14 protein-coding genes are annotated in these 14,593 nt (G+C 50.7%); all 14 read right to left on the reverse strand.

Annotated elements, in window-relative coordinates; all coding sequences use genetic code 11:
* Positions 1–25 precede the first annotated feature (25 nt).
* Entirely contained in the window at positions 26–403 is a 378-nt protein-coding gene (locus BLW11_RS13910) for a VanZ family protein (RefSeq protein ID WP_048358202.1), read from the reverse strand.
* Complete coding sequence (locus BLW11_RS13915; protein ID WP_048358201.1) at positions 400–2,484, reverse strand: YjbH domain-containing protein; 2,085 nt, start codon at positions 2,482–2,484, stop codon at positions 400–402. Before BLW11_RS13915 ends, BLW11_RS13910 begins: the two co-directional genes overlap by 4 nt.
* Positions 2,481–3,248, reverse strand: coding sequence for a capsule biosynthesis GfcC family protein (locus BLW11_RS13920; protein ID WP_048358200.1), 768 nt, complete (start codon positions 3,246–3,248; stop codon positions 2,481–2,483). The genes BLW11_RS13915 and BLW11_RS13920 overlap by 4 nt, the downstream gene beginning before the upstream one ends.
* Entirely contained in the window at positions 3,245–3,904 is a 660-nt protein-coding gene (locus BLW11_RS13925) for a YjbF family lipoprotein (protein ID WP_082136222.1), read from the reverse strand. The genes BLW11_RS13920 and BLW11_RS13925 overlap by 4 nt, the downstream gene beginning before the upstream one ends.
* Positions 3,905–3,917: 13 nt before the next feature.
* Positions 3,918–5,030, reverse strand: coding sequence for a polysaccharide biosynthesis/export family protein (locus BLW11_RS13930; protein WP_082136242.1), 1,113 nt, complete (start codon positions 5,028–5,030; stop codon positions 3,918–3,920).
* Positions 5,031–5,116: 86 nt separating this feature from the next.
* Entirely contained in the window at positions 5,117–5,437 is a 321-nt protein-coding gene (locus tag BLW11_RS13935) for a hypothetical protein (RefSeq protein WP_048358198.1), read from the reverse strand.
* Between the two features lie 311 nt (positions 5,438–5,748).
* On the reverse strand, positions 5,749–7,158 hold the full coding sequence (locus BLW11_RS13940) for a mannose-1-phosphate guanylyltransferase/mannose-6-phosphate isomerase (protein ID WP_048358197.1): 1,410 nt from the start codon (positions 7,156–7,158) through the stop codon (positions 5,749–5,751).
* A 28-nt stretch (positions 7,159–7,186) separates the two neighbouring features.
* A complete protein-coding gene (locus BLW11_RS13945; protein WP_048358196.1) occupies positions 7,187–7,657 on the reverse strand; it encodes a GDP-mannose mannosyl hydrolase in 471 nt (156 codons plus the stop codon).
* Positions 7,658–7,660: 3 nt separating this feature from the next.
* Entirely contained in the window at positions 7,661–8,869 is a 1,209-nt protein-coding gene (locus BLW11_RS13950; RefSeq protein ID WP_048358195.1) for a glycosyltransferase WbuB, read from the reverse strand.
* Entirely contained in the window at positions 8,869–9,846 is a 978-nt protein-coding gene (fcl, locus tag BLW11_RS13955) for a GDP-L-fucose synthase (RefSeq protein WP_048358194.1), read from the reverse strand. Before fcl ends, BLW11_RS13950 begins: the two co-directional genes overlap by 1 nt.
* Positions 9,847–9,848: 2 nt before the next feature.
* Complete coding sequence (gene gmd / locus BLW11_RS13960; RefSeq protein ID WP_048358193.1) at positions 9,849–10,973, reverse strand: GDP-mannose 4,6-dehydratase; 1,125 nt, start codon at positions 10,971–10,973, stop codon at positions 9,849–9,851.
* A gap of 1 nt (position 10,974) precedes the next feature.
* Positions 10,975–12,210 (reverse strand): glycosyltransferase family 4 protein, encoded by a 1,236-nt coding sequence (locus BLW11_RS13965; protein ID WP_074836798.1) that lies wholly within the window; start codon positions 12,208–12,210, stop codon positions 10,975–10,977.
* Positions 12,211–12,233: 23 nt separating this feature from the next.
* Positions 12,234–13,487, reverse strand: a complete 1,254-nt coding sequence (locus BLW11_RS13970) for an O-antigen polymerase (protein WP_048358192.1) — start codon at positions 13,485–13,487, stop codon at positions 12,234–12,236.
* Positions 13,484–14,590: a polysaccharide pyruvyl transferase family protein gene (locus BLW11_RS13975; protein WP_048358191.1), complete on the reverse strand. Its 1,107-nt coding sequence runs from the start codon at positions 14,588–14,590 to the stop codon at positions 13,484–13,486. The genes BLW11_RS13970 and BLW11_RS13975 overlap by 4 nt, the downstream gene beginning before the upstream one ends.
* Positions 14,591–14,593 lie beyond the last annotated feature (3 nt).

Consider the following 14,593-nt stretch of genomic DNA (forward strand, 5'->3'; position numbering starts at 1 on the left):
GGCGCCATCACTTCGCAGCATCTATTCAATATTTAATTGGGAGGGGGCGCGTGCAATACCACGCCACTGCTAGCCCCAGCGCCACCCCGAGGGTATTGGCCAGTGCGTCGTAAAGCGATGCGGTACGTAGCGGAATAAGCGCTTGGGCATATTCAATGACTACCCCGGCCAGCACGCAGCCCAGAGCGATCCAGTGCAGCTTGACCCGTAAAAATACCAGGCGACAGCTGAATGCCAGGGAGAAAAAACCGAAAAGGTGATGCAGCTTGTCTTCCTGGTCAAATAGCTGCGCAATGGGCTTGGTGCGCAGCCCGGTGTACAGCAGGCCAGCGCACACCGCTATAAATAGCAGGGTGCGCAGCCAAATTGGCAGTTCAGCAAGGCGCCGGATCAACGGAATCACTCAGTGATCTTCTCGAAATTCTCGTAGAACGCATCGCGGTTACGGCCATCGGTCATGGTATGTAACGAGTACTGGCGATGCAGCATGGCGCCACCGTCTCGCGTCAGCGGTGCCCAGGCGATATTGGCCCGGCTCATGGTCGACACGCTCATCATCTCGTCGAACGGGATCGAGATGTAAATGCCCTTGTCGAAACTACCCTCGCCATATTCTTCTTTGGATGCTGTGGTACGAGTCACCCAGCCACCGAACTTCACGCCATTGGTAAATTCGCGGGAAATATCGATGGTGGTACCCCAGTCGCGGGCCAGATAGCGACCCACGCTGACAGCGGCGTCCAGATCAAAGGGCAGCTTGGTATAGGAAGTGATATGACCGGTCACGGTCCTGTAGTCGCGCAAACCAAAGCCCTGATCAAAGTCACGTTGGCGCACATAGTTCAAATCGGCGCCCACGGACCAGCGTTCACCCATGGGTCGGTACAGCAGTTCGCCGCCGACTCCGGCATACATTGACTCGAGGTAACCGCCATAAACCATGCCATACAGATCTTGGTCCAGCCGTTTTGCCTTGTTAAGCTGCAAGGCTGGCATGGTGACATCGGACGTGGTGACATATTGGCGCAAGTCAGTACGCACGCGGGGCAGGTTGCTTGCCGTATCGTATTTGAACTTGTCGTAGTTATTAAGCAGGTTGGCACTGATGCCGCCACTCGCCCAGGTACTTGGGGTAAAGCGGTATTGCCCTTCGGCGTAGGCACTGATCTGGTAGAGCAGGAAACCATCAGGGCCACCCAGGTTTTGCTGGTAGCCCAGACCAAAGCCATAGGTAAACGGATCCGGCTTTTGCTGATACAGAGTTTTATCATAATGGGCAGTAGCGCGGTTGACCTCAGTAGTGCGATGCAGGTCTACCAGGTCTTGCTCGTTATTGACCACATTACGGAAGGTCGAGCGCGGTACGCTGGTTTCTTCAACTGGCATGTCATAACGCTTGTTGACCATGGTAAACCACTGGATTTCGTCATTGGCGCTATTGTCCAGAATTCTGCTGGCCCGGCCTGCGCCTTTGGCTGAGTAGAAATACTTGGACTGCTCGCCATACACCATCAGCTCGGAATCACGCTGGGCAATACGCTCGACTTTATAGCCGGCGTTACTTTCCAGTTGTTTCGACACCTCGGCCCAGTCAACTTGGTCCAGCCCTACGGTTGGCGTACTGGTTGGCAATGGTTGGGCGGGCGGATCGTAGGTTTTGGCCGGTGCCTTGCGACTGACAAAATTGGTGTGCAGGGTGATGCCGAACAGGGCGGTATTGCCGCGCTCCCAGCCTGCAGTCAGGTCGATATTTTCGTTTAGCTTGTAGACTGCACCGATGTTGATCGGGGAGTCCTGAACCTGGTTGTTGTTTTGCGGTTCATGCTTGTAATCGTTACCGTCAAACTCGATCTTAAGGCTCAAGGGTGCCCAAGGTGTTTGATACACGACCCCGCCAAACAAGGCTGGTGAGCCCCGGAAGTAGGTATTGGTATTGACGTCGCCGACTGATGTATCTGTAGGTCGTGTGTCAAAACTGTCATCGAGATAACCCAGCGGGTTATCCATATCGCCCCGATTGCCTATATAGCCCCAGGCAATACCTAGGCTGAAATCCAGGTTCTTGTAGCGTTTGTTGGCTACAAAGTACTCGCTGGAAAACAAGCCGGTACCGCCGATATCGCGGAAACCCAACGCTACCTCTGGTAGCCAGTGGCTTTCTTGCCAGAGTCGGGCTTTGACATCTATCGCTTTGTCCTTATAGCTTTGGGTTCCACTTAAGGCCTCCGAACCGTACATCCGGTTGGTAATAGAGGTATAGCGGAATGTCCCTTCGAGCCAGTCAAGGGGCTGCAAAGACAGGCTGTAACGTGAATAAGGCTCTGTGCGGTTGGCGTTAAGGCTTAACTCACCTGCGGGTGCCATACGGGCGGTTGGTGTTTGCAGCAGGCCAACGCCACCAAAATCATTCTGGGTATAGCGCGGCTCGGCATGGGTGGCCAGGCTGCAGGGCAGTAATACAGCAGCAGCAAAACGTAACTTCAAGGTGCAACCTCGGCCAGCGGTTGAGTAGCTAGAAACTGCGCCAGCTGCTCATTTAAATCAGGTGTGGGCAAATCGGCATTGTCATTGCGTAACGGCACCAAAATGGTGCTGCCAGCGACCGCATGCACGCCGTCCTCGCGGTTCCAGGCTGCAATAGCGACTTGCTTGTAGGTGCCATCCGGACGAATCAGCCACAAAAAATCGTTCTCTGCTACTTTCAGGCGCGGGCAATTGTCGAGATAGTCGCGTACCTCTTGCATGGCCTGATAGGGCAGCACGCAGCGCTGCTCCACGGCACCAAGCACGGTTACCGTACGGGAGCGGGCAGGGTAGATAACCCGGTCGCCGTCGCTAAGCAGGTAGTTGCGGGCAAAACCGACTTCCAGTGCGATGGGGTCCAGGTTGGCAACTTTACGGCCAGTAACCGACAGCTGGTTAACCTCTTCATAAAGGCGCGCAGTGGCGGCTGCCAAGGCTTCCTTGTTGTTGAGCAAGGCGCCACGCTGGAGCATTTTCAGATCAAACAGCACGCCCACTTTCAGTCGCGTCTGTTTTTCCATTTCGGGCTGATGCAACCATGCCGCTGCCAACCAGTAACTTTCCGGGTTGGGGCTGGCCTGGCTTATTACGTCCAGCAAGCGCATGCCGGGTGTATAAGCGACACTGACAGGCTTAAGCACATCACCGCTCACAGACACTGCAGCCTGGCTCAGGGCGCCGTGGCTCAGCAGCAGGCACAATGCCAGTTTTTTCAAATGCTTCACTGGGTGGCCTCCCAGTCCGGGCGCAGATGCGCAATTCTCAGCAACAGCCCCGGAGTCACATACTGCTCGCTTTGCAAGACAAGGCCGTCGGCAGGCCGCACCCAATAATGGTTGGTGCCGCTAAAGCTCAGGGCTGGGATTTCCACTTGTTCATCGATACGCTGCAGTACATGAGGGGTGTCGAGGATGGTCACGGTTTCCAGGCCTTTACGGATAAAGCGGCTATTTACCGCCAGCCCGACCTGTTCGCCCTGGTACATATCGATCCAGCGCGTGCTGCGCTCGCCGTCGGCAATATGCTGCAAGCCGCGCTTGAATGGCGACTGTCCGTCAAAACGGGTGCCGTCAAGGCCTGGCTCCAGTCCGGTGGTGCGAACCACCAGGCCGTTGCGCATCAGCAGTACTTGCTTGCCCGAGGCAACCCAGTACTGCAGGTCGCCCTGCTGCCGCAGTTTGGCCATGACCCCTTGACTGGAAGGGGTGGTGACCAAAATTTGCGCATAGGGTACCGCCGCCACATCGTCGGCCGTCAGTTGCAACGGCTCGGCGCTGTGGAGGGTGGCTTTGAAGGTATCAACGGAGGCTTTCATTAGCGGGCTGCAGCCACACAGCATCAGGCACGCCACCAAGCACGAGCGGTTACGAAGAGTTTTCAAAACGGCTCAAACCTTATCGGCTGTTGGCTTCACTGAGGTTATTACCTGCAGCAGCACCGGTGCCTAGAATGGTGGCCGATGGCAGCAATTGGCTGATCAGACGGTTCCAGCGGGTGACCTGGGCTGGTCCCACATAAACAATGTCCTGTGGTTTGAGCTCGAAGCGGTTAGCGATAGCAAAGGCGACGGGGGATTCGGCATCCAGCTGGAAGATCTTGGCCGGTTGCGTCTCAATATTTTCTGCACCACGAATCACATACAGGGCATTACCGTTGGAAGTGGTTTGATTCAACCCGCCAACCGAACCGACTACATCAGCCAGGCTCATATTTTTGGTTTTAAACCGGATGGCCTGGGGGGCGAGCACTTCACCCATCACAAAGATCTTTTTGCGGTCATTGTAAGGCAGATACAACTGGTCGCCGTCTTTCAAAAACACATTATGCAACTGCGAGTTACTGGTGTTGAGGGTATCCAGATCAAGCACATACTCATGACCATCGCGGGTCAGGGTCAATCCTGACAGATCGGCATTCACCGGCTCAATGCCCGCTGCACCGAGAGCTTCGACCACGCTGAGTGGGGAGGTAGTAATAGGCATAGGCCCGGCTTTAAGCACGGCACCGGCAAGAATTGCCTTTTGGCTGGCGAAACGTAAAACGCTCAAGTCAACCTGCGGGCTATCCACGTATTGCTTAAGGCGTTCAGCAATAGCCGAACGCAGCTCTTCGATAGTTTTACCCGCAGCGTCGACCTGACCAATGTAAGGGTAAAAGATGGTGCCGTCGGGCCGAACCAAGCGACCGTTAGCATCAATCTGTTGTTGTGCGCCTGAAGGGGCGGTCAACTCGGGGTGGTCCCAAACGGTGATGTACAACACATCGTTGGCGCCGATCCGATAGGCCGCAGGCTTGAATGCCAGCAAAGATGCTGGCACCGAGCTTGAGACGTGTGTCGCCGCGTTTTGCGCAATCAGCTTGGGAGTGATGGGAATTAGCTCGACCCGACTGCTTTCTGGTGAGCCTTCAGTCCCGATTTCACTGGTATCCAGGTACTGACCGGGCGCAAACATACAACCTTGCAGGGCGAACCCTGCAAGTACCGCGAGCGACAAACTACGAATCATCATTGAGGACACTTGTAAAGGAAACACATCAAAATCAAATGCCTGGAGTATCCCAGGTGGTTTAGTCCTTTCGACCTGGCGGGTACTTAATTGGTACCAGTAGTGCCCGTGGTGCCAGTAGTGCCTGTGGTGCCAGTAGTGCCGCCGTTGCCGCCGCCACCGCCACCTCCGCCACCCGAAGCTGCAGCTGCAATACCGGCTGCTGCTGCAACACCCAGGCCTACTGCGGTAGTGGTACTAACGCCACCCAGTACGCCGGTTTCGGCAGCCAAAGATGAACCCGAGGTAGCACCAGCTTCAGCTTCAGCCGCAGGGGCATCTGTTGCTGGTGCGTTAGTAACAGGCTCAGCTGCAAATGCAGAAGCGCTCAAGGCAAGGGCGAGGGCGGAAACGATAAATTTATTCATTTGAAAATCCTTTTGTAAAAGTCTGTATTGGCGATTGTGCAGCAGCGCCTATGTCCAAGGCTATGAACGTCGAACCCTGGATATGCTTAAAGCCCACGAAGGCGCTATAACTGTGGCACTCAAGTGATTCTCTACAGGCATTTTAATGTGCAATAACGGCTCAAGAATACCTGTGCAGAGCGGTCTGCGTGGCTGACCTTTTATAACGTTTCGTTAAGTCTACAGCTAAGTGCAGGTTCGGAAAGTGGATAAAATATTTAATTGCATAGAACTAGGAAGCAATTGTTGCATCGTAACAACATTCGCATAGTTTATGTCCGACCATACTTGTCTTCAAACCGAACAATATCATCTTCACCCAAATAAGAGCCTGATTGCACTTCGATCAGTTCCAAGGGGATTACCCCTGGATTTTCCAGCGCATGGATCTGCCCAATCGGAATATAAGTGGATTCATTTTCGCACACCAGGTAGGTTTTTTCACCATTGGTCACCTTGGCTGTACCGCTCACGACGATCCAGTGTTCGGCACGGTGGTGATGCATCTGCACCGACAGCTTGGCGCCAGGTTTTACGGTAATGCGCTTGACCTGATAGCGATGGCCGTTATCGACGGAGTCATACACTCCCCACGGACGATAGACCTCCCGATGGTTGATATGTTCAGTGCGCGAGCCGCTTTTCAATTGTTCAACAATCTTTTTCACATCCTGTACATGGTCCTTGTGAGCGACCAGTACCGCATCCTTGGTTTCTACAATCACCAGATCATCAAGGCCGACAGTGGCAACCAAGCGGCTGTCCGCATGCACATAAGTGTTGCGTGACTGCTGATTAAGCACATCACCCTTGAACACATTGCCCTGTTGGTCTTTGTCACTGACATCCCAGAGTGCAGTCCATGAGCCGATATCACTCCAGCCTGCATCCAGTGGCACCATCACAGCATCGGCTGTTTTTTCCATAACGGCGTAGTCCACCGAATCATCCGGACAGGCAGCAAAGGCAGCTTCGTCGACACGGGTAAAGTGCATATCCTGCGAGCCACCGGCCAGCGCGGCTCGGCAAGCGGCCAGAATATCCGGGCGATAACTTTCCAGTTCTTCCAGGTAGCGACTGGCACGGAACATAAACATGCCGCTGTTCCAGAAGTAACTGCCGCTGGCCAGATACTCTTGTGCTGTGACCAGATCGGGTTTTTCAACAAAGCGGTTTACCCTGAAACCGCCGATACCCACGTCGCCGCCTTGCTCAATATAGCCGTAGCCCGTTTCCGCATGGGTCGGAACTATACCGAACGTCACCAACTTGCCGTCTTGGGCCAAGGGCAGGGCGGTCTGGATGCAGGCCTGGAAAGCAGCTACGTCCTTGATCAGGTGATCGGCAGCGAGTACCAGCAGGATCGGATCCTGGGCTTCGCTGCAGGCTTGCAAAGCTGCCAGAGCAATGGCTGGCGCGGTATTGCGGCCGACCGGCTCCAGCAAAATTCCGGCTTTATTGAGCCCCAGGAGCCGCAATTGTTCGGCAGCGAGAAAACGGTGCTGTTCATTGCATATCAGCCGCGGCAATTCGGCGCCCAGCCCGTCAAGGCGCTGAATAGTGGCCTGTAGCATTGAAAAATCAGCATCGGCCAGCGGCAGAAACTGTTTGGGATTGAGCTGCCGTGACAGCGGCCACAAACGGGAGCCCGACCCCCCGGCCATGATGATTGGAAAGAGCATGTTCATATTCCTTTGTATGCTTTAAGAGTTATCGCAGCGCATCCAGGTAAGCACGTGTGTTGGCATGTACCTGCTCGCAGGTCTGCATCTCGGCCTGAGACCACCAGCGATAGGCATCATGCTGAGCGTGAGGGGGATGCAAAGTGTCGTCTGCACCCAAAATAAGCTGGTAAGCGAGTACCACGTAGTGGGTGTCCGGACCTTGCCCGGGCGCCGCAAATACGCTGTCAGCGTAAAAGTGTTCATACACCCCCAAAAAGCTGGCGTGGCTACGCTGACTGGCCTTTCCCAGCTCTTCCAGGGTCAACCTGTCAAAGGCCGCATCCAGGGTTTCATTTTTAAGGATGCGTCCGCCGGGGACAAACCAGTTGCCCTGGGCTGGCCGATTAAGCCGTTGCCCCAAGAGGCATTCGCCCTTGCTGTTTTGAACCACAAGATCGATGGAGATCAAGGGTGTTGAATCGACAACGCTGCGAAACAGTTCGTTGCTGAGCCACATGATTTAAATCTCGGTCAGGAAACGACTCAATATCTGGTCTTTATCCAAAAACTCGCAGGCATAGCCAGTAGCAATCACATTAGGTGCCGGCATGGATAAAACAGTCTCGATGCCCTTAATCAAAGCGTCGACCGATTCAGGCTCCACCAGGGTGGCGATACCCGGGTACTCGGAACACAGCAACCCCAGGCTGGTGTCGGGATCAGCGGTAATCAAGGCATTGCCACCTACTGCCAGGATATTGGTCAGCTTGGACGGCAATACGGCATCTGCGGCCCCGCGTTTCTGGATCACCAGATGACAGTCGGCGGAAGCCAGAAGGGCAGGTAGGTCGTCATAGGGCTGAAGCGGCGCGAATACAATATTGTGCAACTTGTGTTGTTGGCTTAGCTCCAGTAGTCGGGCTTTACCTGCGCCTTCCCCCACCACCAAAAACACCAGGTCGGTTCGCGCTGACAAGCGTTGTGCCGCTTCGACCACACATTCAAGGCCTTGCTTCTCGCCGATGTTGCCGGAGTAAAGCAGCACACGCTTGTCGGGATCGACGCCAAGCCTGCGTAGCAGTGCTGCTTCACGTGGCACATTGCGGAAGCGGGCGGTTTCGGACCAGTTGGGAAAGAACCTCAACCGCTCTTTGGCAACGCCTTTTTCTGCCGCTCGCTGCAACATGCCGCTGGAGATAGTTGACACGCGATCAAATGCTCGCAGTACGGTCCGTTCAACATCAAACGCCCAGCGTTTTAGGCGCTCGCCCTTAGCGATGGATAGTCCGAACAGGGCATCCACTTCGTAATCCTGAATATGCAGCACCGAAGTGGCGCCCGTCAGCTTGGCCAGAGCCAGGGCCTGTGGGGCGCAAAACAGCGTTGGCACCACCAGGATCACCAGTTCAGGCTTCCAGCGTAACTGGGCCAGCATGGCAAAGGTCGACGACAGCGAAAAGCTGGCCAAGTGCAGTATGCGTTTGATTGCTGTCGGCTTGGCTGGAACATACAGTGGGCACCGAATGACGGTGACGCCAGCCTCCTTGCGTTTGTTATAACGCCAGGAGCTGAAGCCTTGCCAGACCTTCCAGTCCGGGTAATAAGGCGGGGCCGTAACCACCCGCACCTCATGGCCCTGAGCGGCCAGCCAGGCAGCCATCTCACCGCTGTATTTGCCAATACCGGTCAGCTCCGGGCTGTAGTTGATACCGTATAGCAGGATCTTCATCAGTGTGCCCGCGCCTGTTGCACGTTAGTCACATACCAGTCATAGGCATCTTTCAGTCCGTCTTCCAGACTGATGCTGGCCTGCCAGCCCAGGGACTTGAGGCGCGACACATCCATCAGCTTGCGTGGAGCACCATCCGGCTTGCTGGTATCGAAGGTCAGCTTGCCAGTAAAACCGGTGACCTCGGCAATGGTTATGGCCAGTTGGCCAATAGTGCAGTCAACCCCGGTACCCACGTTGATATGGGACAGCATCGGCTGGGTATTGGCCTGATAAGTGGCATCGTCCAGCTCCATCACATGGATACTAGCCGCGGCCATATCGTCCACATGCAAGAACTCGCGCATCGGTGTACCAGTACCCCATATCACCAGTTCTTCGTCGCCGCGCTGAACCGCTTCATGGAAGCGGCGCAGCAGGGCAGGGATCACATGGCTGTTCTGCGGGTGATAGTTATCATGGGGGCCATACAGATTGGTCGGCATTACGCTGCGGTAATCACGGCCATGCTGACGGTTATAGCTTTCACACAACTTGATCCCGGCGATCTTGGCAATCGCATAGGGCTCATTGGTGGGTTCCAGCGTACCGGTGAGCAGGGCCTCTTCACGCATCGGCTGCTCGGCATGCTTGGGGTAAATGCATGACGAGCCGAGGAACAACAGCTTGTGAACATCGTTCAGGTGCGCAGCCTGAATGATGTTGGCCTGGATCATCAGGTTTTCGTAGATGAAGTCGGCCGGGTAGGTGTTATTGGCCTGAATACCACCCACCTTTGCCGCCGCCAGATACACCTGATCGATCTTGTGCTCCTGGAAAAAGGCCTGCACGGCATGTTGATCCAGCAGATTCAGGGTGTCACGTCCGGCAGTGACAATACGGGTATAACCCAGTGTCTGCAGACGGCGGACGATGGCCGAGCCGACCATCCCGCGATGGCCGGCGACAAAGATATTCTGGTTCAACTCGCGGGCCATACTCAGTTCTCCGTAGCCACCGGCAAGTCATGACCGTGCTCTTTTAGCAGTGCATGGCGCTGCGCGACCTTGAGGTCTTCGCGAACCATTTCTGCGCACATCTCCTGAGCGGTGATTTCCGGAACCCAGCCCAGTACTTGTTTGGCTTTGGTTGGATCACCGAGCAAGGTTTCAACTTCGGCAGGGCGGAAGTAACGGGGATCGACTTTCACGATTACGTCGCCGACCTTAAGTGCCGGGGCCTTGTCGCCGTCGATGCTTGCAACAATAGCGTGCTCATCGACACCTTTGCCTACGAACTTCAGGGTGACGCCCAGCTCTGCCGCCGACCAACGAACAAACTCACGCACCGAATACTGCACACCGGTTGCAATCACAAAATCATCAGCCACGTCCTGCTGCAACATCATCCACTGCATGCGCACGTAGTCTTTGGCATGGCCCCAATCACGCAGCGCATCCATGTTCCCGAGGAACAGACATTGCTCTAGGCCTTGCCCGATATTGGCGAGTGCACGTGTAATCTTGCGGGTCACAAAGGTTTCGCCACGGCGCGGCGACTCGTGGTTAAACAGGATGCCGTTGCAAGCGTACATACCGTAGGCTTCGCGGTAGTTAACGGTAATCCAGTAGGCGTACATTTTTGCCACTGCATACGGCGAACGCGGATAGAAAGGGGTCGTTTCCTTTTGCGGTGTTTCCTGCACAAGGCCGTAGAGTTCGGAAGTTGAGGCTTGATAGAAGCGAGTTTTCTTTTCCAGACCCAGCAGACGGATAGCTTCCAGGATTCGCAGCGTACCCATGGCATCGACATCAGCGGTGTATTCTGGAGATTCGAAGCTGACGGCTACATGGGATTGAGCGCCAAGGTTGTAAACCTCGTCAGGCTGCACTTCTTGAATAATGCGGGTGAGATTGGATGAGTCTGTCAGATCGCCGTAGTGAAGTATAAAGTTTTTATTATCGACGTGCGGATCTTGATATATATGATCAACACGCTGAGTGTTAAATGAAGAGGCTCTGCGTTTAATGCCATGTACTAGATAACCTTTTTCTAAAAGAAATTCTGCAAGATAGGAGCCGTCTTGCCCAGTTACTCCAGTAATTAATGCTTTTTTAATGCTCATTTTAATTCTGCACCTTGTGTTTAACGGATTCAATTATCGATGAATATAAATCAATGTATTTTTTTGCGACTATACGACTTTCAAAGCTGTCAAGAATTTTTGATCGTGCATTTGTACAAAGTTGTTCGTGGTGAATTGAGTTAAGAACCCATAGTATACCTTCGGCGAGGCTTTTAGAATCATATGCCTTAGCTAGATATCCATTTTTCTTGTGATCTACAATGTCTAGTAGCCCTGTTGCTCCGAAGGCCACAACTGGCGTTGCACATGCCATAGCTTCGGCTGCAGTCTGTCCAAAGGACTCCTGAATTGAAGGGACTACCATGACATCGGCTGAACAATATAGTGAAACTAAAGTTTCATCATCACTAATGTGGCCAAAGTAGTGAGTTTTGAATCCTAGAATATCATTTGTTTCTTTCTGCCCATTGCCGAAAACTACTAATTCAATTTGTGTGTCTTGAGGGATGTGGTCTAAAGCTTTCTTTAATATAGAATAACCTTTATTGATATCTTTTGTGGCAGAGCTTGCACCAAATAATATTAGCTTTTTGTCTGCAGGGAGATCAAGAAGATCTCTAGCTAAGCGTTTGTTTGTGGGTCTAAATAATTCCGTATTCAGAGGGTTGGGTAAGTGAGCAACATTTTGGTTTTTTAGTAAATCAGATGATCGTGCGCATTCAGCTATCCAGTTACTTACGCCAACGAAGGTTACATTGGAAAGCTTCGAGTAGTGTATTTTCTTTCTCTGTACGACCTTACGGCTAAGGTCATTTAACCTGTCAGAATTTAGGATAGGGCACTTCCCACAACTCAACTTATATCGCTCGCAATCCCACATAACATGACAGCCACCAGTAAAAACCCAATTGTCATGCATTGTCCAAACGATAGGTTTTGCTATATTGGAAATATCCTCTATAGACAAGCCTCCTGCATTTATCCAATGCAAGTGAACCAGGTCTGCTTCCGAGTCATTAATATACTTTACTATGTTGGTATTATTGGGCTTTCCGCTAGAAAACATTACTCTTTTTTTTGCCGAAAACAAACCAGGAAGTCTATCGAAAAAAACTCTGTATAATAAATTTATTTTTTTAAGGGTTTTGAGTTTTTTGGGATATATGCTTTTGTACTCGACATCTATTCCAGTCCGCTCAAGTGAGTCGGCAAGCCGCACTGCTGCTCTTGCTGCCCCCCCTTTGTCATAGTATGAGTTCAATATCAAGATTTTCAATTTATATGCGCTTTGGATGAAGTTTAATGATCGAGAGAGCGTAATGCGCGGAGTGATCGCCCTTTCGGTGCTTTAAGCAGGTTTTCAATTTTATTTGATATGATTAGAAGTGCCGAAGGTATTATTACTGCCTGGCTTAATGCGCAGTTTAAGAATAAAGTTGAATTACTCCTGAAAAACATAAATGGCATGAGTGACAAAATAGAAATAAAATACGACATCCGAAGAGCATTTTTTGTGGAGCCGTTTGAAAGAAATTTTAGTATGGTACCTAAAATGAAACACGCAAATGCACTTCCAACCACACCGAAGTTCGCCAGCATCACATATACAATGCTGGTAGCGCCAACGGGATTGTCGTAATAAAAGCCACTACTAAATTTTGATATAAACTCGAGTTTGGATGGCCATATGACGGATGGTATCATCGCTAAAAAGGACGCAATTAACTCTTTAGGAAAGGCAAAATATGGCAATGAATTATATTGAATGAAAGATCCTGCGCCTATCCAGGTAAAAAAAACCTCTGCTAACAAAATGAAGGATAGACCATCTGAGTTTATGTCATCACCCTGTCTTAAAAGCCCTATCAATAGTATTGTGGATGCTATAGCCGGAACAGCCATAAAAATTAAAATCATTTTCTTGCTTAGTATTATATTTCTTGTTGATAAAAAGGCTATATACAAAAAAGCTAGGACTGCAGGCAGGACAAACATTCTTCCGCCGAGCCCTAGCAAGAATACAGAGTTGGCTAGTAGCAGAAGCAAGATTATTCTAAAATTCTTCATCTGATTTGATGTGTAAAAAAATACAGCCAGCGTAGTGTAGATTATGTTTAATCCGGACAAAAAGCTTTTGGCTGAATTCGTTTCGTTCCAGTTGATGCCTGCATATCCTTTGAAAGAATATGATCTTAAAGCGTAGTACGAATAGAGTTGAAAGATCACAAGCAGCGAAATCAATGCATAAAATACTATGCCCGAATTTTTAGTATGGGTGTATGCATGTCTTTTTGTTCTTAGTGATGTAAAGCCTAAAATAAAAAATATGAAATATAGAGCAAGGATGGTGAAATAACTAGTTTTGTCTAGTTGATCAGCGTATCCAGAAATTAACTTTGCAAGAGGAAAGTTCTTGGAGTAGTAGTAGTCGGATAGAATGACGGGTAATATAAGATAATATATAATGCCAAGCGCCATGGCACTAATAACTAAGATGTTTCGCTTTCTCGGATGGGAATTGCAGTTGTAAATAAAGGGCTTGGGATTTGTCATTTCCTGCTCTCGGTTATTGCTTGTTTTAAATATAGTTTTGAGTTTTCACGCAAGATGTTCAGGAGTTTATTTATTTTGTTAAAGTCAGGTGATTTTTTAGCCAGCGCGACTGCGGTCTTTTGATCTTTTAGCATATATTCCTCGGACTCTAATGCCGTTAGCAAGCTTAATATTCTGTTTGCGCCCGTGGGTGGGGGGGTGACGATAAATGGTTTGTTGAAGTTTACAGAAAACGCTGTCCCATGGAATGAGTTTGTTATGATGAATGACGCGCCGTTGAACAGGCGTATGAAATCTAAAGGGCCTGCATCACGAATGTGTTCGCGACAGTGAAATCCACTAAAAGGGTCCTGGTCTATTGTGACGACATCTAGATTTAGGTGTTTGGAGACCAGCTTTACTGTTTCCTTGAGTATTGCATCTTTCTTTAGTACGTAGACTAAAAGGTATGGTCGCTTATTAGTTGTTGTTGAAATCGCAAGCTTGCTTAACCATTCATCTTTATCTAAAAGCAGTGTAGGGTCTACGACATGGGACACTGGTCTATTTAAAATCAAGCTGAGATATTTTGCTGAGTCGGACTCTCTCACCGAAATACTATCGAAACTCTTTAGGTGATCGGCCACTTCTTTTTCTTCAGATTTGGAAAATTTGTGAGAGCCAAAGCTAGAAGCATAAGAGAGTTTACGAGTAGCGCCTGCGAATTGTAAAAAATAATTAGCATCTATAGTTTTGTATCGATTAACAATATTAGGATTCCAGATTTGATCGCTACCGCATAATATCAAGTCATAGTTCCCGCTGATTGAGTTTAGAACCTCTTGGGGATTTCCCGATAGGGTGTAATGATTATTAAAGAAGTGCTTGAATTTTTTCAAAAGACGCATTCTAGGTGCGGCTCTAAATATATCTTTCCCTATCCTTAACAGATCCCTTGGACCTGTGCCGATCCGAAACAAATCCATAGTCTTATCAGTATGAGTATTTTTGTAGTTGATGATTTCTGGTTGCCCGATTTTTTTTAAGTACTCTTGCGTAGCAAAGGTTTGTAGGACGGCGCCATAGTTACTTGAGTTATGTATAGTCAAAATTCCGATTTTCATAAA

This window comes from Pseudomonas deceptionensis (genome assembly GCF_900106095.1).
Taxonomy (GTDB): domain Bacteria; phylum Pseudomonadota; class Gammaproteobacteria; order Pseudomonadales; family Pseudomonadaceae; genus Aquipseudomonas; species Aquipseudomonas deceptionensis.